The 26,451-nt window shown below is 53.2% G+C and carries 16 protein-coding genes and 1 pseudogene; 7 read left to right on the forward strand and 10 right to left on the reverse strand.

The annotated features are described in order from the left end of the window. Window positions 1-10: 10 nt before the first annotated feature. The 3 genes from J8X26_RS04875 (at window position 11) to J8X26_RS04885 (ending at window position 2,338) form a co-directional block, all read left to right on the forward strand. Window positions 11-637 carry a malonate decarboxylase holo-ACP synthase gene (locus J8X26_RS04875; RefSeq protein WP_208950290.1) on the forward strand — a complete coding sequence of 209 codons (627 nt, stop codon included), beginning with the start codon at window positions 11-13 and terminating at the stop codon, window positions 635-637. Between the two features lie 27 nt (window positions 638-664). Continuing rightward, complete coding sequence (gene mdcH, locus J8X26_RS04880) at window positions 665-1,600, forward strand: malonate decarboxylase subunit epsilon (RefSeq protein ID WP_208950291.1); 936 nt, start codon at window positions 665-667, stop codon at window positions 1,598-1,600. Between the two features lie 93 nt (window positions 1,601-1,693). Continuing rightward, complete coding sequence (locus J8X26_RS04885; RefSeq protein ID WP_208950292.1) at window positions 1,694-2,338, forward strand: hypothetical protein; 645 nt, start codon at window positions 1,694-1,696, stop codon at window positions 2,336-2,338. On the opposite strand, the gene J8X26_RS04890 is transcribed toward J8X26_RS04885, so the two are convergent. The 6 genes from J8X26_RS04890 to greB all read right to left on the reverse strand — a co-directional run bounded on the left by J8X26_RS04890 (window position 2,318) and on the right by greB (window position 9,568). Continuing rightward, the gene (locus J8X26_RS04890) at window positions 2,318-3,238 is read right to left on the reverse strand and encodes a LysR family transcriptional regulator (protein ID WP_208950293.1); all 921 of its coding nucleotides are present in this window, start codon (window positions 3,236-3,238) and stop codon (window positions 2,318-2,320) included. The genes J8X26_RS04885 and J8X26_RS04890 overlap by 21 nt on opposite strands. A 111-nt stretch (window positions 3,239-3,349) precedes the next feature. After that, on the reverse strand, window positions 3,350-3,586 hold the full coding sequence (locus J8X26_RS04895; protein WP_208950294.1) for a FeoC-like transcriptional regulator: 237 nt from the start codon (window positions 3,584-3,586) through the stop codon (window positions 3,350-3,352). An 8-nt stretch (window positions 3,587-3,594) separates the two neighbouring features. Next, complete coding sequence (feoB, locus tag J8X26_RS04900) at window positions 3,595-5,913, reverse strand: Fe(2+) transporter permease subunit FeoB (RefSeq protein ID WP_208950295.1); 2,319 nt, start codon at window positions 5,911-5,913, stop codon at window positions 3,595-3,597. Between the two features lie 93 nt (window positions 5,914-6,006). After that, a complete protein-coding gene (gene feoA, locus J8X26_RS04905; RefSeq protein ID WP_152327536.1) occupies window positions 6,007-6,231 on the reverse strand; it encodes a ferrous iron transporter A in 225 nt (74 codons plus the stop codon). 413 nt (window positions 6,232-6,644) lie between these two features. After that, the gene (locus tag J8X26_RS04910; RefSeq protein ID WP_208950296.1) at window positions 6,645-8,975 is read right to left on the reverse strand and encodes a Tex family protein; all 2,331 of its coding nucleotides are present in this window, start codon (window positions 8,973-8,975) and stop codon (window positions 6,645-6,647) included. Window positions 8,976-9,094: 119 nt separating this feature from the next. Further along, on the reverse strand, window positions 9,095-9,568 hold the full coding sequence (greB, locus tag J8X26_RS04915) for a transcription elongation factor GreB (RefSeq protein ID WP_165060991.1): 474 nt from the start codon (window positions 9,566-9,568) through the stop codon (window positions 9,095-9,097). Between the two features lie 272 nt (window positions 9,569-9,840). Between greB and J8X26_RS04920 the strand changes: the two are divergent. Both J8X26_RS04920 and pbpC read left to right on the forward strand, forming a co-directional pair. Further along, window positions 9,841-15,881, forward strand: a pseudogene (locus tag J8X26_RS04920) (MG2 domain-containing protein). Between the two features lie 59 nt (window positions 15,882-15,940). Beyond that, window positions 15,941-18,310, forward strand: a complete 2,370-nt coding sequence (pbpC, locus tag J8X26_RS04925) for a penicillin-binding protein 1C (RefSeq protein WP_244370344.1) — start codon at window positions 15,941-15,943, stop codon at window positions 18,308-18,310. 38 nt (window positions 18,311-18,348) lie between these two features. On the opposite strand, the gene J8X26_RS04930 is transcribed toward pbpC, so the two are convergent. From J8X26_RS04930 to J8X26_RS04945, 4 genes are all read right to left on the reverse strand, one after another. Beyond that, window positions 18,349-19,440: a fimbrial protein gene (locus J8X26_RS04930; RefSeq protein ID WP_152327531.1), complete on the reverse strand. Its 1,092-nt coding sequence runs from the start codon at window positions 19,438-19,440 to the stop codon at window positions 18,349-18,351. A gap of 10 nt (window positions 19,441-19,450) precedes the next feature. Beyond that, on the reverse strand, window positions 19,451-21,982 hold the full coding sequence (locus J8X26_RS04935) for a fimbria/pilus outer membrane usher protein (protein WP_208950325.1): 2,532 nt from the start codon (window positions 21,980-21,982) through the stop codon (window positions 19,451-19,453). A gap of 62 nt (window positions 21,983-22,044) precedes the next feature. Further along, the gene (locus J8X26_RS04940) at window positions 22,045-22,731 is read right to left on the reverse strand and encodes a molecular chaperone (RefSeq protein ID WP_165061006.1); all 687 of its coding nucleotides are present in this window, start codon (window positions 22,729-22,731) and stop codon (window positions 22,045-22,047) included. Between the two features lie 97 nt (window positions 22,732-22,828). Next, entirely contained in the window at window positions 22,829-23,383 is a 555-nt protein-coding gene (locus J8X26_RS04945) for a fimbrial protein (protein ID WP_152327528.1), read from the reverse strand. A 652-nt stretch (window positions 23,384-24,035) separates the two neighbouring features. On the opposite strand from J8X26_RS04945, the gene ompR reads away from it, so the two are divergent. Then, a complete protein-coding gene (ompR, locus tag J8X26_RS04950) occupies window positions 24,036-24,755 on the forward strand; it encodes a two-component system response regulator OmpR (protein ID WP_009635740.1) in 720 nt (239 codons plus the stop codon). Then, window positions 24,752-26,113, forward strand: coding sequence for a two-component system sensor histidine kinase EnvZ (envZ, locus tag J8X26_RS04955; protein ID WP_152327527.1), 1,362 nt, complete (start codon window positions 24,752-24,754; stop codon window positions 26,111-26,113). The genes ompR and envZ overlap by 4 nt, the downstream gene beginning before the upstream one ends. Window positions 26,114-26,451: the final 338 nt, after the last annotated feature.

Raw genomic sequence — 26,451 nt, forward strand, 5'->3', positions numbered from 1 at the left:
AGGAGTGAATATGTGTGACCCGCGTGCCCATGATTTTGTCTGGATAAGCGACCGTTCAGCGCTGCAAAACGACGACACGTTACCCGCGTGGGTAAACACCGGCTGGCGCACGTCGCTGCCGCTGGTGGTGCGTCGTGATATGCGTGCTGATGGTGCTGTTCCGGTGGGTATTCGCGGCATGGCACGTATTCAGCGCGCCGCCGCCTGGGTTGACCCGGCGGCGGTGGTTCGGGTTGTCACGCCCGAATCGCTGGTCAGCGACGTTAACGTTTTACTGCATTCGCCGTTTGTTTCACAGCAACCGGTGCAGGCGCTGATCACGTTAAGCAGCCTGAAACTTCCTTTCCCGTGGGGCGTGACCGGCAGCTGTGCCTACGCGCTGGTCAGTGATCTGCCGGTGATGCACGCTGACAGCGATCTGGATTTGCTGGTGCGTTGCGACACACCGGTGGACGCCTCCCGGTTCTCTGATTTTTTCGACCAGCTTCAGCGGCTGCCTTGCCGCGCCGATGTCCAGATTAATACACCTCAGGGTGGATTTGCCCTCAGCGAATGGCTGCGGGGTGGCGAGGTGATGCTGAAAACAGCATCAGGCCCGCGACGGGTGCGTGACCCGTGGCAACTGTCAGCCGACTGAACCCGGCCAAAAGAAGCAAGGAGCACGATGAAAATCCTATTTACCTTCCCCGGACAGGGGCCGCAGGTGCCGCAAATGTTGCACCGTTTGCCGGATAATTCGCTCACGCATTCCCTCATTGAACAGGCCAGCAATGCGCTTGCCGAAGATGTTCTGCTGCTCGATACCGCAGAGGCTTTACGTTCAACCCGCGCGGTTCAGCTGAGTTTGCTGATTGCCGGTGTGGTCTGGGCGAAGCAGTGTCAGGCCGAAGGTATTGAGGCAGATTTTTGCAGCGGACTGTCGATTGGCGCATTCCCCGCCGCGGTGATTGCCGGTGCGCTCGGTTTTGAGGATGCCGTCCGGCTGGTCGCCCTGCGTGGTGAACTGATGCAACAGGCTTATCCGCAGGGCTTTGGTCTTTCCGCCATTACCGGTTTGCAGCAAAGCCAGATTGAAGCGCTGGTAGCGCAGGTCAACAGCGCCGAATCCCCGGTATATCTCGCCAATATCAATGCCGAAGACCAGCTGGTGATTGCCGGCAGCGACGACGCGATGGCGCAGGTCATGCAGCTCGCCAAAGGGCTCGGCGCGCAGAAAACCCATCAGCTGGCAGTCAGCGTGCCGTCGCATTGTGCGCTGCTGGAGGAACCGGCGGCTAAGCTGGTCGAGGCGTTTAAAGAGATTCATATTTCCCGCCCGACCTGCGGTTATCTCAGCGGAACGACCGGGCGCGTGTACTGGCAGCCGGAAAAAATTTCCGACGATCTGGCGATGAATATGGCGCGTACCGTGAACTGGCGTGATGCCATGGTTGCGGCTTATCAGCGCGATGTGCGGCTGGCGATTGAAATGCCGCCGGGCGCAGTGCTGACTGGCCTCACCCGACGCGCGATGGAGCAGGGCGAGGCGCTGTCTTTGTGCCAGTCAGGGATGCATGTTGCGGGACGTCTCGCAGCGCGGCTGCGCGAAAACGAACGCTGATTAAAGGCATGATAGGTTGGGGGTGAAACGCGTTGCGCTGTTTGATAATTGCGCAGCGTGCTAATGTCTAACCACTCTGAACGAAGGGATATCATGCCAGTTTTAATTCGCGGGGATTCGCAAATGATCGTGCTTGAAAGATCGTACAGTCCGGCCACTCTGGCCAGACGGTTTGAAGTCATTGATGAAATACGTTTCAACAACATAGATATGTTGGTCATCTATGATGAAAAAATTCCATTTATCGCCATTGCCGAAGCACAAACCAGAACCGATAACCGGGGGGAAAACCGACACCATGTGGTGGCTACTCTGGAACTTGCCCGCAGGGAAAATAGCGATGAAATGCTCGAGGTGCGTCAGTTTTGGGAAGACGACAAAGCGTTTCAGGTGGAAGGTGTGGTGGTTAACTCCGGAATGCGCGATTACCGTTTAGCGACATTGTTGTATGAAACGCTGGTGGTAAAAAAGCATCTTACATTGATGAGTGATAACGATCATTACTCCGGGGGTCGCGCCCTGTGGAAGCGTCTTGCTCAGGATTCAGCCGGATTATTGGTTTTCATACTCGATACAGAGAAAGGGCAATTTTACCCTTATGACGGTTCGAAAATGCGTTATGACGGCGTGAGCATTCCGGAATCTGCCATCTGGAGTTCCCATCCGGATCAAACGCACTGGCCGGTCGTGTTGATTGCGCAAAACAACAAGCGTCTGTCAGCGCTTTCTGCTTGCTAGCGCGTACATCCGGCTTTCAGCAGCGAGGGCGAGAAGATTAGGATCGTGCTCGCGGCTGTGCGGGAAGACCAGCGAAATGGTCTGACGCATCTGATAGGCTTCAGCCAGCGGCAGGAGTTTCACCGTATTTTCATACACACCTTTCATCCTGCCGGGAATGAGCGTGTAGCCAACACCCGCCTGTACCAGACTCAGCATTGAAAAAATATCGTTTACCCGTGTGACAATGTCCGGCTCAAAACCGGCGACCTGAAAGGCTTCCTGAAAGCCGTGGTAAGTGGCGAATCCTTCGGCCAGGGAAACGAATTTTTTCTGCTTAAAATCGCGCAAATCAGCCGTGCCTTCGCAGGCCAGTTCTGCGCTGGCAGGGGCGGCGAGAAAAATATCGTCCTGAAACAGCGGCAGCTGATCGTAGCGCTGGGCATCCACGCTCGAATCACTGGTCGAAATCAGAATGGCATCCAGCAGGCCGTCTTCCAGCTTTTGCAGCAAATCATTATTGGAGCCCATCACCAGTTCCAGTTCAAGCTCCGGTCTGCGCAGTTTCAGCCCCATGATCAGGCGCGGGATAGTTTCCAGCGTCAGCGAATACAGCGTGCCGACTTTCAGACGTTTATCGCCAAAACCCGCGGCGCGCTGCGTGGCCTGAATGCCGTGTTCCATCTGCTCAATCACCTGCGTGGCATGTTCCAGTAACGCTTCGGCGGCGGGCAGCGGCAGCAGATTACGTCCGCGATGGATAAACAACGGGCAGCGCAAACCTTCCTCCAGAGAATGCAGGGCGCGATGCACACTGACGCTGCTCAGGCCGAGTTGTTCGGCTGCGCGGGTGATGTTCTGCTTTTCCATGTAAGCGAGGAAAATTTCAAGTTTACGGAAGGTGATTTCGCTGTCGATCATGCAGGCTCCTGCGGCGCTTTGATGGCCGTTGTGGCATGCCGATGATAACTGAATAGCCGCAGCGCGACTATTCAGTAAGGGCGAAAGCCCGGTGTCAGAGGACGACGTGTCTTAATTAATGAGCATATAGGAAACCGTCAGGCATTTTTTGCCGTCGGCGCAGCTTTTACAACTGCCGCTCAGACAGCTGTCATCGGCTTCGATGGCTTCCGCTTTTCGCATCGCCACCAACCGTTCGAGCATGGCCTGCACCAGCGGCCGCGGCGCGTTGAGTAGCTGGCTAAGCTGGCGGGCATCTGCCCGGCCAGCCAGTGCGAGAGAATCACGAACCTCAATCAGCGTAGTCATCGTATCTCCTAGTGGCAGTCGTTGCCGGTCGCCGGTTCGCAACAGGCCGCAACATTACGCGGCTGCAAATGAACGCTGACACGGCTGCGAGCTTTGCGCAGGCAGGTAAGAACGATAGCGTTAAACAGCAAAACGATAAGTATAACGCCCGAACTGTACGCCGGATGGTTGCTGAAAGTAGCCACCTGATAGAACAGGGTCGCCAGGGAATACGCCACGTTCAGTCCCCAGAAGATGGAGAACGTCATCCAGCTGCGGCTGGTTTCGCGGGCAATCGCGCCCATGACCGACACGCAAGGCACGTACAGCAGCACGAAAATCAGATAGCTGTAAGCCGAAATGGCGGTACCAAATTTTGTGCTCATCACGCCCATCGAACTGACGCCCATTTCTCCATCGCCTTTACTGGCTTCGATCGGGTTAGAAAGCACGCTGACGCTGAACGTGTCTTTCAGGCCCTGCCACGTTTGTTCTACGGCACCCCCGAGTTCAGCGAGCAGATGGAAGTTTGCTGCGTCGAATTCCTCATTGTGGATATGTTCTGCGGTGTACAGCGTATTGAGCGTACCGACGACCACTTCTTTCGCCATCGCGCCGGTCACCAGGCCAACCGTCGCCTGCCAGTTATCGGCGTGCACGCCCATCGGTGCCAGCACCGGCGTCAGCACTTTACTGACCGAAGCCAGTGCGGAGTCATTGATGTTATCCACCGCCCGACCGCTGAAAGAGAAGCTGTTTAGTGCGCCGATAAAAATACTCGCAATCACAATGACTTTACCGGCGCGCAGCACGAAACCTTTCAGACGCTGCCAGGTTTGCAGTAACAGACTTTTCAGATGGGGAACGTGATACACCGGCAGTTCCATGACAAACGGCGACGCTTCACCGCGCATGATGGTGTATTTGAGCAGCAGGCCGGTGAGGATGGCGACGACAATACCCAGCAGATACAGTGAGAAGACGACGGACGCGCCGTCCTGCCCGAAGAACGCCGCAGAGAATACGGCGAAGATCGCCAGTCGTGCGCCACAGGACATAAACGGCGCCATCATGACGGTGATCAGACGTTCGCGGGGCGCATCCAGCGTACGGGCACCCATAATGGACGGCACGTTACAGCCGAAACCGACAATCAGCGGCACGAAAGATTTACCCGGCAGGCCAAGCGACTGCATCAGGCGGTCCATCACAAACGCTGCGCGGGCCATATAACCTGAGTCTTCAAGGAAGGAAAGGAACAGATACATCATGCCGATTTGCGGCACCAGCGGGAGCACGGTGTTGATACCACCACCGACGCCCTGAGCAAGGAAAATGGTCAGCCACTGCGGGAAGTGCAGGGTGAAGCCCACCCATTGCATCCCCTGAATGAAAATTGCTGCGGAGCCGATGTCGAAAATCGGTTGCAACGCGCCGCCGATATTAATCGCCAGCACGAACATCAGGTACATCACCAGCAGGAAGATGGGGACACCGAGGAAACGGTTGAGGATCACGCGATCCAACACCTGCGTCAGTTTGTTGGGCGCGGTGAGGTGCGAGTTACTGACGTCCGCGCACAGCGACGCAATGCTCTGATAGCGCGCGTCGGCAATCAGCAGCGCCGGATCTTCCAGCTTTTGCTCCGCCAGACGGGCTTTCACCTGCGGCAATAATCCCTGCGCATTACCTGCGTGCGTCTGGCTGTAAATATCCCCTTCGAGGATTTGCAAAGCCAGCCAGCGACGCTGTTGCAGCGCCATGTCCTGCGGCATTTCTGCGGCCAGCACGTCCACTTCCTGTTGCAGCACCGGATGATATTTCACGCGTTCAAGCTTTGCCACTTGCGGCAATGCGTCGATGGCGGCTTTCAGTTCTTTGATACCACTGGCGCGGGTAGAAACCAAAGCAATAACCGGACAGCCAAGGCGCGCAGACAGCGCCGGGATATCAATATTGATGTTCTGGATTTTGGCGATGTCGAGCATGTTCAGTGCGACGATGCAGGGCACACCAAGCTCGAGAAGTTGCAGTGTCAGGTATAAATTGCGCTCAAGGTTTGAGGCATCCACGACGTTAATCATCAGATCCGCGTCGCCGCTCAGAATGTAATGGCAGGCAATTTGCTCATCGAGCGAGGTTTGTTCGGAAATGGTGGTCAGCGAATAGGTACCGGGCAAATCGACCAGCGTAATCTGGTGATCTGCGGTGGCGAACTGGCCTTCTTTACGTTCGACGGTGACACCAGCCCAGTTCCCGACACGCTGGCGTGAACCGGTTAACTGGTTGAAAAGAGTCGTTTTACCTGAGTTTGGATTTCCAATCAGGCCAATAGTCAGTGCTTTCATACGTTCAGATCTACGTGTGAGAAAGGGAAAAAACGCGGAAAACCTTCAGAGGCCGCGCTAAACAATCTTGCAAAAAGCATTCATCAGTAAAAATCAGGCCAGGATCTCAAGCTTGAGCAGGTCGAGGTCTTTTTTGCGCACGACCAGACTGGTGCGGCGGGTTTCGATTTGCACCGGATCGCCCATCGGCGCTACGCGGATGATGTTGAAGAAAGACCCCGGAAGCATGCCGAGAGACAGCAGTTTCTGACGATAAGCCGGGCTGATTTCATGAGAAAAGCCGGTGATTTTGTAAGCACGTTTTGATTGAAGTTGCATAGTTCCTCGCGAAGCGTTCAGGCATTTATGGGGGCCGCGTGACAAATGTTACGCCGCGCTTCCATGCCCGTTGATCTCACTTAACTGCGATTATTGTGGCAAAAAGAACTGCTCAGAAATTGTCCCTGGTGCGAAATTGCCAGCCTTTGGCTGACGGCGTATTGAATACGCAAAGAAGTACAAACGAGAATAGTTATCATAATTAGTACGCGTGTGGAGACAAAAGAAAAGAGGTTGACCTCTTCACGGGTATCTCCACCGCGAGGCTATGCTATGCCTGTGGGACATCTGTTTTATTGATTTACCTCAGTGATTGATTCATTAGGATTGAGTTTAAAAAGTGTCGAAAAAAGATACATAAAAAAAGCCGCTGGTTATCAGCGGCTTTCGTTTGATAGGTGAAAAGGTAGAAATTAGCGTTTTTTACCCATCGCGGCGGCCAGCGCATCGGCCATCGCATTATTGCCCGCTGGCGCGGCATTGCGGCCCGCCGGTTTGTTGGGTGTATGACGTTTCTGATTGTCGCGTGACTCTGAAGCTGGCGCGGCAGAACGGCGTGCAGGCGCTTCACCCGGTTGTTCGTCCAGACGCATGGTCAGCGCGATACGTTTACGCTGCAAATCAACTTCCATCACTTTGACTTTAACGATATCGCCAGCTTTCACCACGGTGTGCGGATCTTCGACGAATTTGTTCGCCAGTGAAGAAATGTGTACCAGTCCGTCCTGATGAACGCCGATATCCACGAACGCACCGAAGTTGGTGACGTTAGTGACCGAGCCTTCAAGGATCATGCCCGGCATCAGGTCATTCATGGTCTCCACGCCATCGGCAAAGGTCGCGGTTTTGAACTCAGGACGCGGATCGTGCCCCGGTTTTTCCAGCTCTTTGATGATGTCAGTAACGGTCGGCACGCCGAACTGCTCGTCAGTGAATTCGCTGGCTTTCAGGCTGCGCAGCACATTCGAATCGCCCATCAGCTCTTTCAGCGCCAGCTGCGTCGCCGCCAGAATCCTTTCGACCACCGGATAGGTTTCCGGGTGAACCGTTGAAGCGTCCAGCGGGTTATCGCCGTGGTTAATACGCAGGAAGCCCGCGCACTGTTCGAAGGCTTTTGGCCCCAGACGGCTGACTTTCAGCAGCTGTTCACGGTTGCGGAACTGACCGTTTTCGTCGCGCCAGTTAACGATATTCTGCGCCATCATGCGGGTCAGACCGGCCACGCGGGTCAGCAGTGGAACGGACGCGGTATTGAGATCCACGCCCACCGCGTTCACGCAGTCTTCGACCACGGTATCGAGTTTTTTCGCCAACAGGCTCTGGCTGACGTCGTGCTGATACTGGCCGACACCTATGGATTTCGGGTCGATTTTCACCAGTTCCGCCAGCGGATCCTGCAACCGGCGCGCGATAGAAACTGCGCCACGAATGGAAACATCCAGATCCGGGAATTCCAGCGCCGCCAGTTCGGAAGCGGAATACACCGACGCACCGGCTTCACTCACAATCACTTTCTGCGCTTTTACCGCCGGGAACTGATTTTGCAGCTCGAGGAAGAAACGCTCAGTCTCGCGGGAAGCGGTACCGTTACCGATAGCCACCAGTTCGACATTATGTTTGATGCACAGCGCAGCAACCTGTTGTGCCGCCTTCGCTGCCTGACCGGTATGGGGATAAACGGTATCGATATCCACCAGTTTGCCGGTGTTATCCACAACGGCGACTTTCACACCGGTACGTAAACCCGGATCGAGGCCCATGGTGGCGCGCATTCCGGCCGGTGCGGCCATCAGCAAATCATGCATGTTGCGGGCGAAAACATTAATCGCTTCATCTTCGGCGCGTTCACGCACGGTACCCATCAGTTCGGTTTCGAGGTGCAGCAGCACTTTGATGCGCCACGTCCAGTTCACCACCACGCGACGCCAGACGTCGGCCGGGGCGTTGTTTAGCCGCAGGCCAAGATGGTCGATAATAATTTGTTCGGCGTAACTTTCTTTCGGCGGTTCGTCATGCTGCGGATCGGCATTCAGCGCCAGCTGTAAGACGCCTTCGTTGCGGCCGCGGAACATGGCCAGCGCACGGTGGGAAGGCACCTGAGAAATCGGTTCGTGGTGATCGAAGTAATCGCGAAATTTCGCGCCTTCCTGCTCTTTGCCATCGACCATGCGGGAGGTCAGATGGGCGTTTTTCCACAGGTAATCACGGACTTTCGCCAGCAGTGACGCATCTTCAGCGAAACGCTCCATCAGAATGTAGCGGGCGCCATCGAGCGCGGCTTTGGTATCGGCGACGCCTTTTTCGGCATCAACAAATTTAGCGGCGGTGGTTTCCGGCTCGTTCTGCGGTTCATTCCACAGCAGATCGGCCAGCGGTTCCAGTCCCGCTTCGATAGCGATTTGTCCACGCGTGCGGCGCTTCGGTTTGAATGGCAGATACAGGTCTTCCAGTTCGGTTTTGCTCAGCGTGGTATTAATGGCTTTTGCCAAATCGTCGCTGAGTTTGCCCTGATCTTCGATGGATTTGAGAATGGTCTGGCGGCGGTCTTCCAGCTCACGCAGATATCCCAGACGTGTGTCTAACTGACGCAACTGGGTATCATCCAACCCACCGGTGACTTCCTTACGATACCGCGCAATAAAGGGCACGGTATTACCTTCATCCAGCAGACGCACCACGGAAGCAACCTGCTCCGGGCGAACCTGCAATTCACTTGCGATAATGCGGCTCAGTTGATCATTCATAGGTCTGGTATCAGTTTTTCGTTAGTGAGTGACGTAAATACAGGGCACCGTTATACGATTTGAAGGCTGAAAATGCCAGCCGTCGGGACGATGTGCCTCACGTTTTGGGCGTTATCTGATTATTTGCCGTAGTCGATTTCATTGACGTACCAGGTCGCATCGCCGACCGGCGTGGTGACCACCAGACTGTCACCGACTTCCTTTTTCAGCAGCGCGCGCGCCATCGGGGAGTCGATAGAAATGTAGTCTTTACGGCCAAAGATTTCGTCATAACCGACGATGCGGAAACGCTTGATGTCGCCGTCGTCATTTTCCACTTCCACCCACGCGCCAAAGAACACTTTGCCGTCCTGTTGTGGCGAATAATCGACAATGCGCAGCTGTTCCAGACATTTGGTCAGATAGCGGATGCGGCGGTCGATTTCACGCAGGCGTTTCTTGTTGTACTGATAATCGGCATTTTCACTGCGGTCACCCAGACTGGCGGCCCAGGTCACCTTTTTGGTGACTTCCGGACGCTCTTCGCGCCACAGAAAATCCAGCTCAGTTTTGAGCTTGTCATAGCCTTCGCGGGTAATCAGTTTGGTCTTCATGTTACCTGTCGCCTTCCACACAGTTATCTTCCAATATCCTTCGCCATTGTTTCACACAATTGCGCCGCTGACAGTGCAGAAATTGGTCGAAAAAACTGTCGGGCTGCTACGCTTTATATGATGGCTTTTTAGTCGGATAGTTATTATCCTTCGCCGCGCTTCTTGCGAATTTTATATTCCGTAACACATTTCGCAATATTCTGAATTTCAAAATATTTTTCTTAAATATCACTTCAGATTATGGGTCATAGGGATTAGGGGTACAGTTACAAATGGATTTACTCAGATTCTTACTTCGTTTGCCTTTTACATTGATAAAAGGCCTCCTTCGCGCGATGGCTTTCATTTTAAGTCTGCTCGGGCGCGTCCTTAAACCTGTTGTCGGCAATATCGACTGGCGTGCGCCGGTCTGGTGGACGGCAATGTCCGGCTGGCTGAAGCGCGGATTTACGCGCATGGAAAGCGGTGTCGATAAACACCCGAAAGCCATCAGTCTGGCTATTCTGGTGTTGCTGTGCGCGGCAGGTGCGGGCGTTTACGGCTGGCACTGGTGGTTAAACCGTCCGCAGCCGATCGAACCGGCACCGATGGTGTATCAGGAAACCAGCGTGCGGGTCAGCAACCCGGAAGCGATTAATTATGCCGCGCAAAAAATTGCGCCTCAGCAGGCCATTTTTAATTTTAGAAATTCAGCTGCGCCGCTGACGGATGTCGGCAAAGTGGTCGAAAAAGGCATTTCGCTGAAACCGGCAACCGAAGGTGAATGGAAATGGATCAGCGGTTATACGCTGGTCTTTACGCCAAAAAATCCGCTGCCGATGGGCACAAAATACGAAGTGAGTTTTACGCCTGACGTACTGCTCGCGCCGCAAATCAAACTGGCGACCACGCGTTATGAATTCACAGCGCCTGCGTTCGATTATCAGTCCGGGACCGCCGAGTATTATCAGGACCCGCAGGATCCGCAAAAACGCAGCGCGATTTTCAACGTCAAATTCAATGCGCCGGTGGATGTGGCCAGTTTTGAGAAACAAATCTCTCTGGGCCTGAGCGAAGGGAAAGCCAAAACGGAATCCAAACTCAATTATTCCGTGGTCTACGACCAGAAAAAACTCAACGCCTGGGTGCATTCCGAACCGCTGAAATCGCTCGATCACGGCGGCTCTGTTCACATGACGATAGGCGAAGGCGTGAAGGCGTCGGTGGCATCAAATGCAACCACGCAGGCGCGTAACGTCTGGGTTTCCGTGCCAACGCTTTACAGCCTGGCCGTGAGTGACGCCAGCGCGCAGGTAGTCGATGCCGACGGCGCGAAAGGTCAGCGTGCGCTGATTATCGGGTTCAGCGATGCGGTGAAAGATAAAGATATCCGCCGCGCGGTAAAAGTCTGGTTGTTACCGCAGCACGATCCGAACGATTCAGACGCCGCAACCGGCCCGGACGATTACGCCAGCTGGAATGTGGACAGCGTCGAAAATAACGTGCTGGCGCAATCCACGCCGCTGAATATTCAGCTGAACGAAGCCGAAAGCGACTATCAGCCGCAGTTCAGTTTCCGCTTCGATGCACCGGCGCACCGCGCCATGCTGGTGGAGATCGACAATGTGCTGACGTCTTCCGGCGGCTATAAAATGCCGGAAAAAGTCTACCGCATTGTTGAAGTCCCGGATTATCCAAAGTCTCTGCAATTTATGTCGCAGGGTTCGCTGCTGTCGGTGAACGGTGACAAACAAATCAGCGTGGCCGCGCGTAACGTGCCGGGAATGCGTCTGGATATCAAACGCGTAATCCCGAGCCAGCTGCAACACATCGTGTCATTTAAAAGCCGTGAATATTCGTCGGCGGAATTTAACCGTCTGAATGACGAGTATTTTACCGAGCATTTCAAATATCAGACGGCGGTAAATAACGACAAGCCGGGTGAAGTGAATTATCAGGGCGTCGATCTTTCCCGTTATCTGTCCACCGATCCGAGTTCGCATCGCGGCGTATTCCTGCTGACGCTGTCGGAATGGGATCCGAAGAAGAAAGAAGAAAAACCTGCGACCGATGACGACGGTTATCAGTATCAGGATGACGATCAGAGCGAAGACGAAGCGCCGGTCGGCGATTCCCGCTTTGTGGTGGTTACCGATCTGGGGATTATTGCCAAGCGTTCGCAGGATAAAACCCGCGACGTATTTGTGCAGTCAATTCATAGCGGTACGCCGGTCAGCAACGCCAAAGTGTCGGTTATCGCGAAAAACGGCGTCACGCTGCTGACGCAAACCACCGGCGCTGACGGACATGTGCGTTTCCCGGCGCTGGATGTTTATACCAGCGAACGCCAGCCGGTGATGTTCCTGGTCGAAAAAGAGGGCGACGTATCCTGCCTGCCGACCGCAATAATGACCGCGGCCTCGATTTCTCGCGGTTCGACGTGGATGGCGAAGAAACCCCGAACGACCCGCGCACGCTGAGCAGTTATCTGTTCTCCGATCGTGGTGTTTATCGTCCGGGTGACACTTTCAACATCGGTCTGATCACCCGCGCCGCTGACTGGAGTATGGGCCTGGCCGGTGTTCCGGTGCGCGCTGAAATTCATGACCCTCGCGATAAGCTGATGAGCACAGTTCCGCTGACGCTTGGTGCCAGCGGTTTCAACGAACTGAGTTATACCACCGACGACAATTCACCGACCGGCGAATGGAACGTTTATCTGTACCTGATCGGCAAAGACAACGAATCTTCCGTGCTGCTGGGCCACACCTCAGTCAACGTGAAAGAGTTCGAGCCGGACCAGTTGAAAGTGAAACTGCAACTGACGCCGGAACGTAACCAGGGCTGGGTGAAACCGACGGAATTGCAGGCCAATATCGACGTGCAAAACCTGTTTGGTACACCAGCGCAGGATCGCCGCGTGACGTCGAAACTGACGCTGCGCCCGATGTATCCGAGTTTCGACGCGTTCCCGGACTATGCGTTTTACGAGAATCGCCAGAACAGCGACGGGTTTGAAACCAATCTGGAAGACCGCACGACTGGCGAAAAAGGCACGGCGAATATTCCGCTGGATCTGAAATCTTATGCCGATGCGACGTATCAGCTGCAACTGCTGTCAGAAGCCTTTGTGGCCGGTGGCGGGCGTTCAGTCTCTGCGACCGCACGGGTTCTGGTTTCGCCGTACGATTATCTGATTGGTGTGAAACCGGACGGCGATTTGGGGTACATCAACCGCGGCGCGGTTCGTCATCTGAACGTGATTGCCGTTGATCCGACCCTGAAACAGATTGCCCTGCCTGCGCTGAAAGTGGCGCTGATTGAACAGAAATACATTTCGGTTCTGACTAAGCAGGATTCCGGCGTTTATAAATATCAGTCGAAAATGAAGGAAGTGCAGCTTTCGGAACAACCGCTTTCGCTCACCGCGCAGGGCAACGACCTGACGCTGGCAACCGACAAACCGGGGGATTTCGTGCTGGTGGTAGAAGACGCGCAGGGCAAAGTGCTTAACCGTATTGCGTATACCGTCGCGGGCAACGCCAACCTCAGCCGTTCGCTGGATCGCAACGCCGAACTGAAGCTGAAACTCAATCAGGCGGAATATCAGCCGGGTGAGGAAATCGAGGTTTCCATCAACGCGCCTTATACCGGCAGCGGGCTGATCACCATCGAGAAAGATAAAGTTTACAGCTGGCAGTGGTTCCACACGGATACCACCAGTTCCGTGCAGAAAATTCGTGTGCCTGCGGGCATGGAAGGGAACGGCTACATCAACGTGCAATTTGTGCGTGATGTGAATTCCAATGAAATCTTTATGAGCCCGCTGAGTTACGGCGTGATGCCGTTTAAGATCAGCACCAAAGCGCGCCAGAACTATCTGGAAGTGGATGCGCCGGAAGTTATTAAGCCGGGCGAAAACCTGGCGATGACCGTCATGACTGATGGCCCGCAGCAGGTAGCATTGTTTGCCGTGGACGAAGGCATTTTGCAGGTGGCGCGTTATCGCCTGAAAGATCCGCTGGAGTATTTCTTCCGCAAACGTGAGCTGGGCGTGGAAAGTTCGCAAATCCTCGACCTGATCCTGCCGGAGTTCAGCAAGCTGATGCAGCTGGCGGCAGCGCCGGGCGGTGACGGCGGTGAAGGGCTGGATCTGAACGTCAATCCGTTCAAACGCAAGCGCGACAAACCCGTGGCGTACTGGTCGGGTATTACCGAAGTGAACGGCGAGAAGCAGTTTGATTATCAGGTGCCGGATTACTTCAACGGTAAAATCCGCGTGATGGCGATTTCCGTCACACCGGACAAAATCGGCAAAGCGCAAACCTCGGCGACAGTGCGCGATAACTTCATCATGACGCCAAACGTGCCCGCAATGGTCGCGCCGGGCGATGAGTTTGATGTCAGCGTCGGCGTGAGCAATAACCTCGAAGGACTGAACGGCAAGAGCGTGGCCATCTCCGTGCATCTGGCGGTGCCGCCGCAGCTGGAAGTGGTCGGTAAAGCGGATCAGAACCTGTCTCTGGCTGAAAAACGTGAAGGCGTGATTAATTTCCGTCTGCGCGCCAAAGCCGTGCCGGGCGATGCGCCGCTGGTCTTTGAAGCAACGTATGCCGATAAAACCAGTCGCCGCACCATCAGCACATCGGTTCGCCCGGCCATGCCGTTCCGCACGCAGTCAGTGATGGGGCGTATGAGCGGCAGCAGCCAGAACGTCGATAACCTGCGTCAGATGTTTGATGCCTATGCGGTGCGCAAAGCTGCGGTTTCCAACTCTCCGCTGGTGCTGACCAACTCTCCGCTGGTGCTGACCAACGGGCTTTCACAGTATCTGGCGGATTATCCGTATTACTGTTCTGAGCAGATTGTCAGCCGTTCGATTCCGATGATCCTCGAAGGTCAGCATCCGGAAATGAAAGGTTCGCTGAGTCAGGCGGATACAAGCAAAAAACTGAAAGACATGCTGGCGATCCTGCGTTCACGTCAGAACGACAGCGGCGCGATTGGCCTGTGGCGTTCGTCGCCGCAAACTGATCCGTTCGTCACACCTTACGTGGTGCAATATCTGCTGGAAGCCAAAGTTGCGGGCGTTGCATTACCGGCCGGTATGCTCGATGAAGCCAATGCGGCACTGCGCGAGCTGGCGGCCAGTCAGAGTGATGATTTGTACTCGCTGCGTCTGCGTCTGCGTGCCTGGGCAGTTTATCTGCTGACGCGTCAGGGTGAAATCACCACAAGTTCGCTGGCGTCGGTGCAGGACACGTTGCAACAACGCTATCCGGACACCTGGAAAACCGATCTCAGCGCGCTATATCTGGCCTCGTCCTATCGCATGCTGAAAATGGATGATGAAGCCAATACCTTGTTGCAGCCTACGTGGAAGCAGCTGAGTAAGGCGTATGACAAAGCCTGGTGGACGCAGAGTTACTTTGATCCGCTGGTTCAGGACGCGACGCGTTTGTATCTCATCACGCGCCACTTCCCGGAAAAAGTCTCCGCCATTCCGCCGCAGGTACTGGAAAATATGGTTAAAGCGCTGAAAGAGGAGCGTTATACGACCTATTCTTCGGCGATGAGCATTCTGGCGCTGGAGAGTTATTCGGCCGAAGTTGCGGCGCAGGCTACGGCACCGGACGCGCTGAAAATCACGCAGATCAGCAAAACCAAAAATGTTGAACCTCAGCTGATTTCCAGCGTTCAGGGGCTGTTTGCGAAAGCCAATTTCACGGCCGATGCGAAGGCATTACGCGTGGAAAATGGTAACGACGCACCGGCGTGGTACGTGGTGACGCAGGCCGGTTATGACCTCGCCGCGCCGAAGAAAGCCATTTCGCGCGGGCTGGAAATTACCCGTGATTACACCGATGAACAGGGTAAACCGGTCACACAAATTACGCTGGGACAGAAAATCAACGTACACCTGAAAATCCGCGCCAATTCGAAAGAAGGGCAGGATAATCTGGCGATTGTCGATTTGCTGCCGGGCGGATTTGAAGTGGTACAGCAATCGGCACCGGAACCGGAATCTGACAGCAGCGATGAGAGCAGCGATGCAGAAGCTTCTGCATCCTGGCAGTCACCGCTGGCAGCCTCTGGCTCGACGTGGGCACCGGATTACAGCGACATTCGCGAAGACCGCGTGGTCATTTACGGCAGCGCCAGCACCGATGTGCAGGAGTTTGTGTATCAGATCAAAGCCACCAACACCGGCAGTTTCATCATCCCACCGGCGTATGGCGAAGCGATGTATGACCGCGAAGTTCAGGCGCTGTCCGTCAGTGATCAAAAACTGGTGGTCGTCCCGGCAGATGAACCGGCTGTAGCTAAAAAATAATAGACCGCAGACTACGCCCCCGCTGTTTTGGCGGGGCGTAACTGACGCTGAGTAGCAAGATGAACACCACTCCTCCTTTTTTCAAAACAGCCAAACGCCTTCTGCAAAATATCGCCATGGCGGTTTTCTTACTGGCGCTGCTGCTTCTTGCGTGCCGCCTCTGGCCGCATCCGCCGCTTTCTCAGGGGCAACCTTTTTCATCCGTCTATTATGACCGGCAGGGTACGCTGATGCGCATCACGCTGGCGAATGACGATCGTTATCGCGTCTGGACGCCGCTGGAACAGGTTTCGCCGCTGGCGGTAAAAGGCCTGTTGCTGCACGAAGATCGCTGGTTTTACGTCAATCCGGGTTTCAATCCGTTCAGCCTGATGCGGGGTTTCTGGCGCAGTTATGTGGCGGGCGGAAAAATGCAGGGCGGTTCGACCATCACCATGCAACTGGCGCGGATGCACTGGCATCTCAATACCCGAACGCCGTCGGGCAAAATCATGCAGGTTTTACGCGCGATCCAGCTGGAACTGAGTTACTCCAAGCACGATATCCTCGAAGCCTATCTGAACTACGCGCCCTATGGCCGCAACATTGAAAGCATCGGCGCGGCCAGCCTGATTTATTTCGACAAAGCCCCGAAAGACCTGACATTGCCGGAAGCGCTGACGCTGGCCGTTTTGCCGCAATCTCCCAGTTACCGCATCGACGCCAAAACCGGCGTGCTGGGCACGGCACTGACGCAGGCGCGTAACCGGCTGTTTGGCCGCTGGCAGGCGCATTACGCGACCGACAGCAGCCAGATTTCATTGTTCAAACTGCCGCTGGCGCTGCGTCAGCCGGAGCAGATGCCGTACATCGCCCCGCACTTTATCGAGCAGCTTCGCCAGCAAAATCAGCAGATGGTTCAGACCGATAACCGCGTGGACACCACGCTGGACGCCGGTTTACAGCGGTTGATCGAGCGGCAGGTCAACGCCTTTATCACGCGCAATGAAAGCCGCGGGATCCATAATGCCGCCGCCCTGCTGGTGGATACCCGCGACATGGGCGTGCGGGCACTGGTGGGATCGGCGGATTATTATAACCGTGAAATTCAGGGGCAGGTGAACGGCACGAACGCCAAACGTTCGCCGGGCTCGGCGCTTAAGCCTTTTATTTACGCGCTGGGAATGGAGCAGGGCGTGTTGCATCCGATGACCATCCTGAAAGATGTGCCTTCGGCGTTTGGGGCTTATGCGCCGGAGAACTTTGACCGCCGTTTTCTCGGGCCGGTGACGGCGACCGACGCCCTGAACTTCAGCCGCAATATTCCGGCGGTGTACGTCGCTTCACAGCTGCGGCAGCCGACGTTCTACCAGTTTCTGCGGTTGTCCGGCATCGCGGATATGTCGAGCGAAAACCATTACGGCCTCTCGCTGGTGCTGGGCGGCGGTGAAGTGACGATGCAGGAACTGGCAAAACTGTATGCGCTGCTGGCGAACCGTGGTGTGCTGCAACCGCTGCGGATGCAAAAGAGCGATCAGGCTGTCGCGACGCCGGTCAGATTGCTCAGTGAGGAGGCCAGCTTTATGACGCTGGACATGCTGCGTCAGCACCGTCGCCCCGGTGATACGCTGGCTCAGCAGCCTTCCTCGTTGCCGGTTTACTGGAAAACCGGCACCTCGTGGGGGTTCCGAGATGCCTGGAGCGTGGGGATTTTCGGGCCGTACGTTCTGGTGGTCTGGGAAGGTAATTTCGACAGCAAAGGCAACAACGTCTTTGTGGGCGCTGAAGCCGCTGCACCGCTGTTCTTCAATATCATCGACAGTATTAATGCCAGCTATCCCGCTTTGCAGGAACCCCGGCATCCGTTCCCGAAACAGCTAAAACGGGTAGACATCTGTCTCGCCAGTGGGGATTTACCGACGCCGTGGTGCCAGCAAAAAGGCAAAACCTGGTTTATTCCCGGAAAATCACCGATCAAGGTCGATACGGTTTATCGCCCTGTCAGGCTGGATAAGCTGACCGGTGAAGTCGCGTGTCCGCCTTATGAAGAAAACGAAACCCGTACGGAAGTGTTCGAGTTCTGGCCGTCAGATCTGGCCAATGTGTTCGCTCAGGCGGGGCTGCCAAAGCGCAAACCACCGGTGAACCACTGTAAAGATGAGGGCGTGGAGGTCAGCGGAAATCCGCCACGCATTACGTCTCCCCTCAAAAATACGGTCTACACCCTGCGGCAATCGCAGCAAGGACGCGACAGGATTTCGTTTAACGCGGTGACGGATGCGGACAGCAAGACGGTCTACTGGTTTGTCGATGATATTTACCTCGGTAGTTCCGCCAGTAAATCGGCCATCGACTGGCGGCCCATCAACAACGGGCAATATCGAATCCGCGCCGTCGACGATCATGGCCGCGCCGACAGCCGGTTAATCAGTATTGAGATTTTGAATTAAGAAAGGAAAACAGGCAGCGGGGACGCTGCCTGATTTAATTAACGGATATCGACTTTTAGCGTCGCCGTCGCTTCGAATTCGCCGGTATCGAGTTCACCGCCCACCAGATTGATTGGGAATGCGGTGAGGGTGACTTTACCCAACCCATTCTGATTCATGGGTAAAACGCCTTGTGCGAAGGGCATGTAGGTTCCACCGGCATCCTGCACCACAATCCCAATATCTGCCTTGTTATCGGAAGGGCGGCGGCGTGCAATCAGGTAATATTGATTCTCAACGTCCTGCCCCTCCAGAATCATCTCTAACTTATCGTTGTTGGGGATGACCGGTAACCCGCTTTTTGTGCAGTCATATTTGATATCAAAAGTTACAGGCCGGAAACCGTCAGGTGGCGTATTTATCTTAGTAAAACGACTAGCCTGAATTGTGCCAAACCTGACGGAGATAATTTCTCCCTGATTGATCTCACAGTTTTGTGGCACCGTAATTGTTCCGCTGAGATATAAAACTGCTACTGGCGATCCCAGCGGGGGAGCCGTTGTGTTTACCGTTGCCGAAGAGGCATAAACCCGGGCAATTTCAATGCGTGGAATAGTGAGTTCGCCAATAAAAGGTGTCGTAATGTAAAGGTCTACTTTGCCCTGCGAACCGGTGTTCAGGTTATCTTGTGTGCTTTGTTGAGCACAGATACCGGTGTTTTCCTTATCCCAATGATGTGTCCCGTCACTGACGGCTTTGCTGGTAGGAACGGTAACATTGCCATTTTTAGGGATGGCGACTTGGGTCATAACGTCAAGATGATCATTGATTTTGAAGTAGTCAGTGGTGTGACCTAGTGGCAACGAGGTTTGCAGACTGTACATTATCAGCACGCCATTCGCGCCTGATGCATCTGCCGCTGAACAGTTACAGCTAATTTGGTAGTTCTCCTGACTGCTGTTCATTGGCTCAGTGATAATGCTGCCTCGTGCATTCTCATTGCTACTCAGGTCACGCAGAATAGAATTTTCATAAGTTGCCGCACTGCCATTCCTGGGATCGCAGGTTGCCGATCCGGCGAATGCGGACAATCCATAGAGGCCTGAGAACCCCAGTATCAGTGCAAACAAAACGTTTTTTCTGTGGTTCATGTTTTTATCCTTAAATGCATGAGGCCGTGACGGATTGCACCGATGACGCAACGGACTTCAAATTTATGCTGGCTTTGCACTGCTGGTTTGCCGCAATACCCCACTTCACATGTAAATCCACCTGTTCGCCCGTTTTTATTCCGGAGAGATAAAGGACGCCGCCATCATCTACGATGTTTTCCAGCGATTGATCTTCACTGACTGCGACGGCACCGAAAGGAACCGTCGTGCCGTCATTGCGTACCAGTTTGATTAAGGCGCGCACACCTATGTGGGCATCAAAATGTGCCACAACCATTGCACCTTTATTGGGAATGACTAATTCAGATGTGTTAGTCACATCGACTTCATCAGGGAGGGTCGTTGTGTCGAGAACGATGCGATTTTCGGTATAAGACGTGAGATATGGAACGACCGCGTAGCCACGCCAGTCTGTTCTGAGGCCAGGAAGATTTTGTACTCTTGCCCCACTTGCCCCATTAGCATCAATCAGGGCAAAAGAATCGCCCAAAGGTTGGGATAGCGTAACGCCATGGGCATGGGCAACGACGCCACCGGCAATGCCGTAACTGATTTGCTGCGAATCGTTGTCGTAATAATAACCGGTGTTCAGCGTGCCGTATGATGAACGATAGGAAGCATTAATATTGCTGCTGTCGGTTTCTCCCTGCTGGGTATGACTCTGCTGCAGTGAGTAACTGAGACGATGATCGTCCAGAGCGGTGCCGCTGAGTCCGATTTGCTGGCGTGTTTCACCCTCTTTATCGTGCGTAATATTATAAGTTGCCCAGCTTTGTGGCAGCCACCGGCTTAACGGAACGCGAATATTCAACGCTATCTGTTGATCGTTATCTTCTCCGTCAAGCTGGCTGTAGGAATAGGACAGGTTATAGCTGATTCCGTTAAAGGTAGAGTTCATTCCGAGGGAAATATTTTTCTCTTTGTTGCTATCACGCCAGTAGTCCTGCTGGTAGGCCGATGCATACATACTTGCGCCTTCCCACAGCGCCTGATTAACACTGACCTGATATTTGCTGCGCTTATGGCTATCTTGCGTTGCGTTATCCTGAGACTGATTCGCTTCATCAAAATCGTAGAAACCACTGGTGGAATAGCGGTAACTGGCAACGGAGAAGTTCGTATCCGTCGTCTCGATATTTTTAGAATATTGAATACGATAAGACTGGCCGCTGCTGTTTTGATTGTTATCCAGCGTAGTTTGAGCCTGCGTGATATCGACAGAAACTGAACCTAAAGACAGTAAGCTGAATCCGACCCCCGCCATCCCGGAAAGATAATCTGGTGATAATAACGAACCGGCATACGTGGTGATCTCATTTGACACTCCGTAAATCGCCGTGCCCTGAGCAAAGTCCGGCTTTTTGTCGCCATTATTATTTGAACGATAGCGCCCTGCGGTGCCGCTGTATTTTAGGCGTCCCGGACGTTGCATTACCGGTACGGCTGAAAAAGGCAGATTAAATCTGCGCTCAGTTCCGTCGGCTTCTGTAATTGTGACTTCCAAATCGCCGCTGTAAGAAGACGGATAAAGGTCGTTAATTTCAAATGCACCAGGCGCGACATAGCTTTGATAAATAATATATCCATCCTGACGGATGGTGACTTCAGCGTTAGAGTTCGCAATCCCCCGGATCGTGGGTGCAAAACCTCTCTGACTGTCCGGCAGCATATTGTCATCGGAAGCGAGCTGAACACCGGTGAATTGCAGGCTGGGGAACAGATCGCCGGGCGTGGAGCTTTCGCCGATCAGGAACTGGGATTTAAGGCTTTTGATATCACGCTGAGCATAAGTGGAAATGGCATCCCAACTTTGCTGGCCGTCACTATTGCTGTAAGTGCTGTAATTTCGAAAGCGCCATGGCCCCAGATTTACTCCGTTTTGCATATTCAGGTATTGGCTGGAATCATCGCTGCCATTTTTATTTTTTCGCTGAGCCCCTGAAAAGGCATAGTTAGAAAATAAAACGGGAACACCGTCATCCCATCTTTTGGGATCGACATACCCGCTGGCTTTCTGATCCATTGCGGCTTGCGGAATACTGACATCAAGCCGCATCCGGTTAAAATCGAATTTAGCCGCTGCTGCTGGAATGTACTGTGCCAGAGGAGCCAGAGGCGCATCATGTTGATGATTGACCAGTGAAGGAAATGCATCCACCCTGACGTTCAGGGCTCTTAGTAAATCGGGGGTGATTTCCGGCGACAATGAGCCATCGGGCATCTGGTCATAACGAATTTCTTGCTGGAGTGCCTGCTCAAGGTTTACGTAAATAACAGTGTTGTAAACACCTGCCACCTGGGCCTTATCGCTTTTGGCAAAAATCGAGAGGTCCACGTCGTCAGTCTGTTGCCCGTTATGTTCGAGTAGTTGCGGGTCAAAATAGACATCCTCTGCCCGTGCAGCATCAATAATCAACGCCGTCATCGGGAAAGTACAGCCCACGAATAACGTGAAGATATGACGTTGCAGGCGGGCGCAGTTTCCCAGTTTTTTTGCAGTCGGAGAACTATCCATTGTCATTGTCACTGAGTCCCTGAAGAGATTTCTGAAGCAGTTAAAATGTCAGGTGAAACGTTAAGTAATCAGAGCGTTCTCTTTTCGGGAGTTGTATCGCCGCCGTAATCATTAATTGCGCTCCACTCAACGGTATTGCCGGTGTTATTCGCGGGTAGTGTCACGTTGAGTTGGCCTCCAGGGGCAATCATGTCTGTATCCTTTAATACGGTATTGCCAACGGTCAGGTAGCTGAACACGACGTAATAAGGTGAAGGGTTAGTGATTAGAAGCTGACCGCCGGAACGTGCGAACGTCAGCAACTTGTAGGCGTCATAAGGCTTTCCCTGTAATTTTTCTGGGCGGTAAAAAAGTTTTATTCTGGTCTTAATAACTAATCTTAATTCGTTAGTGTCATTTTTTGGGGTAGAGGGAATAGCGCGTACATTAATATAAAATATGGATTCTTTATCTTGCGGTAATTCCCCTCCTGTATATGAAATACGAAGGTTGTTTTCATCATTGGCATTCAGGCGAAAAAGCGGAGGGGTGACAACAAACGGGCCGCGTGTTTTACCGTCTCCATTATCAATCCATGACTGAATCAGAAACGGTTTGTTTTCCGATTTGTTGCTAAGGGGCAATGAAGCTTCTTTTTTATTGGCATCATAAATAACCCGGGTGCGCCCGACAAGAATCCCACCACCATAACTTAGCTGAATAGAAAGGAAAAATAGAAGAGTTAACTGAATTAGCCGTTTGATTGCATTGCGCATGTGATTAATCGATCCAGTAATGAATAGGCGTTACATTTTTTTTCATAATAATTAATCTGGCAGGCTCACTGACTGAGCCTGCCAGTTTCATAGCGGATTAACGATAATCGAGGGTGACGTTGACACTGGCATCAGCCGGGCCCGGAATGATGTCATCCGGACTTTTGAAAGACTGATAGTTTGCGAGCAAATTGACATCCATTGTTGCTGTTTTTATATCGTAAGTGATCGTCGGTAATGTATTCAGCAGCATAACAGCTTTAGTATTAGCATCCATAATTTGAATACCTACACCATCTGCCATCGTATCGCCGAAGCTATTGCCTAATTTCACAAGGTTAGGATGAGTTGCATCAACAGCTTCAGCTTCAAGCCATATGCGGAAATGTGGAAGAGGGTCACCCTCTTTTTGTGCTACAGGACAGTTAGCCAGCGGAAGAGTGAATGGAATATTTGGGGAGGTATCGCCAATCTCCCTAAATTGAGCAGCTGAATATGTCCCTAACGGAACGTCAACGTCATTGCCCCCATTAATAACACATGCAGTTTTAATAATTGCGCCAGAGAAGTTGATTCGCCCATCAATTGCATAGCTATTCCCGGCTAATGCCAGAAGTAACCCACCTACCATGAGTTTGTATGTCGTTTTCATTGTTGCGTCCATTCTGAAATAAAACGTTGAAGGTTATTCTGCGGAGTTTATCAGGATTTGCGTAATATTACTGATCAAATTTACGCAGAAAAACATTCTATCAAGTGTTTTATGTATTGGGTAGTACGCATTACTCAGTTGAATTACACGCTGTTTTAAAATCGATCAATTATATTCATATGGATGATCGTTAGTGCTTTCTAATTCAATTAATTTATTGTTTGTTTTAACGATAAATACGCTGTGTATATATTCTAAAGAAACAATTAATATGTTCTCTTTAAACAAATAATTTAATCATATTCCAATGGTCTTGAGACGGTTTAAAGTAAACCGGGGAGCATTAATAGCGTTTTTTACAGATCTTTTTAAGAATGAAATCTTTCATTAAAATCTCACGTTTTTTCGATACAGAAAGCAGATCGGGTGGTTTTTAACCATAAGACAGAAGGGAAGGAGGGATTCACTTCTGCCTTGCCCAGGGAAAACCCAACTCAGGAGGCAGAAGATTGCTCTGATATTGTTGATAAATTAGGAAAACCATATCCATTGTTACAATTTCGTCTAGAATATATACCAATAAACGCTGTCTGTTTTGATTGATATTTCTAACAATACAAGCTTCAGGCATTCACGCCTTTGGGAGAGTTACATGCAAGAAAATCACAAGATTCTGGTGGTCGATGACGATATGCGCCTGCGCGCACTTTTGGAGCGTTATCTGACTGAACAGGGCTTCCAGGTGCGTAGCGTTGCCAATGCTGAACAGATGGACCGTTTGCTGACCCGTGAGTCATTCCATCTGATGGTTCTGGACTTGATGTTGCCTGGCGAAGATGGTTTGTCTATCTGCCGCCGCCTGCGCAGCCAGAGTAACCCGATGCCGATCATTATGGTCACGGCAAAAGGCGAAGAAGTTGACCGTATCGTGGGCCTCGAAATTGGTGCCGACGACTATATTCCTAAGCCGTTTAACCCACGTGAATTGCTGGCCCGTATCCGTGCGGTACTGCGTCGTCAGGCGAACGAGCTGCCGGGCGCGCCTTCTCAGGAAGAAGCCGTGATTTCCTTTGGTAAGTTCAAGCTGAACCTCGGTACCCGCGAGATGTTCCGTGAAGATGAGCCTATGCCGCTGACCAGCGGTGAATTCGCCGTACTTAAAGCGCTGGTGAGCCATCCGCGTGAGCCGCTGTCCCGTGACAAGCTGATGAATCTGGCACGTGGACGCGAATACAGCGCGATGGAGCGTTCTATCGATGTGCAGATTTCCCGTCTGCGTCGCATGGTAGAAGAAGATCCGGCGCATCCGCGTTATATCCAGACCGTCTGGGGCCTGGGCTACGTATTTGTGCCGGACGGCAGTAAGGCATGAGACGAATACGCTTTTCACCGCGTAGCTCGTTTGCCCGAACACTGTTATTAATCGTCACCTTGCTGTTCGTCAGCCTGGTGACGACCTATCTGGTGGTGCTGAACTTCGCCATTCTGCCAAGCTTGCAGCAGTTCAATAAAGTCCTGGCGTATGAAGTCCGTATGCTGATGACCGACCGGCTGCAACTGGAAGATGGCACGTTGCTGGCCGTGCCGCCTGCGTTTCGTCGCGAGATTTACCGCGAACTGGGCATTTCGCTTTACACCAACTCTGCGGCTGAGGAGAGCGGCCTGCGCTGGGCGCAGCACTACGAATTCCTCAGCCAGCAGATGGCGCAACAGCTTGGTGGCCCGACGGATGTGCGCGTTGAGGTCAACAAAAATACCCCGGTTGTGTGGCTGAAAACCTGGTTGTCGCCTGACATCTGGGTACGCGTTCCTCTTACCGAAATCCATCAGGGCGATTTCTCCCCGTTGTTCCGCTATACGCTGGCGATTATGTTGCTGGCCATTGGTGGTGCGTGGCTGTTTATCCGCATCCAGAACCGACCCCTTGTCGAACTGGAGCATGCGGCTTTACAGGTCGGGAAAGGCATTATTCCGCCGCCATTGCGGGAATACGGCGCTTCCGAAGTGCGTTCCGTGACGCGTGCCTTTAACCAGATGGCTGCCGGTGTGAAGTTGCTGGCTGATGACCGCACGCTGCTGATGGCCGGTGTAAGCCATGACCTGCGTACGCCGCTGACGCGTATCCGCTTAGCAACAGAAATGATGAGTGATGGTGACGGTTATCTCGCCGAGTCGATAAATAAAGACATCGAAGAGTGCAACGCCATCATCGAACAGTTCATTGATTATCTGCGCACCGGGCAGGAGATGCCGACGGAGATCACCGATCTCAACGGTATTTTGGGTGAAGTGATTGCCACCGAAAGCGGCTACGAACGTGAAATTGATTCCGATCTGGCCGACGGTGAATTGCTGGTGAATGCGCATCCGTTGTCCATCAAACGCGCCGTAGTGAATATGGTGGTGAACGCCGCCCGTTACGGGAATGGTTGGATCAAAGTCAGCAGCGGACGTGAACTACAGCGCGCATGGTTCCAGGTAGAGGATGATGGCCCGGGGATTGAGCCGGACCAACTCAAACATCTGTTCCAGCCCTTCGTGCGTGGCGAAAGTGCCCGTACTACCAGCGGAACCGGCCTGGGGCTGGCGATTGTGCAGCGTATTATTGATGCACATTCCGGGACTCTGGATATCGGCCGCAGTGACCGCGGTGGATTGAGGATCAGGGCGTATCTGCCATTACCGGTGGAGATGCTGCAGAAAGCTGCCGTAACCGTTACGGGTTCTTAAATTGGAAGAGTGGACGTTTCGGTTTTTCACTTGCAGTGATCGCTTGACGCACTGCGCCGAAACCGACAAGAGTGGGCCAGGACGGCCCCTCTCTTGACTCTCCGCGTCTTTTTACAACCCGCGCTGTCGCTCGCAAAGTCTGTTTCAGCAACTTCGGTTATTGCCGCAGCGGCAAGCTTTCGCGGCAATCGCAGGAGTTTCTGAAACATAGCCAGCGAGCGATAGCGCGCAGTGAAAGAACCGATGATTCTGAAGAGGCGCGGCGATAGGCGCCTTTTGAGGCCGGTGTCTTGACCTAAAGGCCCGTTTGGGAGCCAGCCCTGGTTATTGCGGGATAA

This window comes from Rahnella sp. ChDrAdgB13, assembly GCF_017655185.1.
GTDB lineage: Bacteria > Pseudomonadota > Gammaproteobacteria > Enterobacterales > Enterobacteriaceae > Rahnella > Rahnella contaminans.

Excerpts from the sequence above, each read along its gene's own strand:
- J8X26_RS04930 (WP_152327531.1), bottom strand. The coding sequence starts at position 19,440 with ATGAACCACAGAAAAAACGTTTTGTTTGCACTGATACTGGGGTTCTCA.
- J8X26_RS04895 (WP_208950294.1), bottom strand. The coding sequence starts at position 3,586 with ATGACTACGCTGATTGAGGTTCGTGATTCTCTCGCACTGGCTGGCCGG.
- J8X26_RS04940 (WP_165061006.1), bottom strand. The coding sequence starts at position 22,731 with ATGCGCAATGCAATCAAACGGCTAATTCAGTTAACTCTTCTATTTTTC.
- mdcH (WP_208950291.1), top strand. The coding sequence starts at position 665 with ATGAAAATCCTATTTACCTTCCCCGGACAGGGGCCGCAGGTGCCGCAA.
- pbpC (WP_244370344.1), top strand. The coding sequence starts at position 15,941 with ATGAACACCACTCCTCCTTTTTTCAAAACAGCCAAACGCCTTCTGCAA.
- ompR (WP_009635740.1), top strand. The coding sequence starts at position 24,036 with ATGCAAGAAAATCACAAGATTCTGGTGGTCGATGACGATATGCGCCTG.
- J8X26_RS04910 (WP_208950296.1), bottom strand. The coding sequence starts at position 8,975 with ATGAATGATCAACTGAGCCGCATTATCGCAAGTGAATTGCAGGTTCGC.
- envZ (WP_152327527.1), top strand. The coding sequence starts at position 24,752 with ATGAGACGAATACGCTTTTCACCGCGTAGCTCGTTTGCCCGAACACTG.
- J8X26_RS04875 (WP_208950290.1), top strand. The coding sequence starts at position 11 with ATGTGTGACCCGCGTGCCCATGATTTTGTCTGGATAAGCGACCGTTCA.
- feoB (WP_208950295.1), bottom strand. The coding sequence starts at position 5,913 with ATGAAAGCACTGACTATTGGCCTGATTGGAAATCCAAACTCAGGTAAA.
- greB (WP_165060991.1), bottom strand. The coding sequence starts at position 9,568 with ATGAAGACCAAACTGATTACCCGCGAAGGCTATGACAAGCTCAAAACT.
- J8X26_RS04890 (WP_208950293.1), bottom strand. The coding sequence starts at position 3,238 with ATGATCGACAGCGAAATCACCTTCCGTAAACTTGAAATTTTCCTCGCT.
- J8X26_RS04885 (WP_208950292.1), top strand. The coding sequence starts at position 1,694 with ATGCCAGTTTTAATTCGCGGGGATTCGCAAATGATCGTGCTTGAAAGA.
- feoA (WP_152327536.1), bottom strand. The coding sequence starts at position 6,231 with ATGCAACTTCAATCAAAACGTGCTTACAAAATCACCGGCTTTTCTCAT.
- J8X26_RS04945 (WP_152327528.1), bottom strand. The coding sequence starts at position 23,383 with ATGAAAACGACATACAAACTCATGGTAGGTGGGTTACTTCTGGCATTA.
- J8X26_RS04935 (WP_208950325.1), bottom strand. The coding sequence starts at position 21,982 with ATGACAATGGATAGTTCTCCGACTGCAAAAAAACTGGGAAACTGCGCC.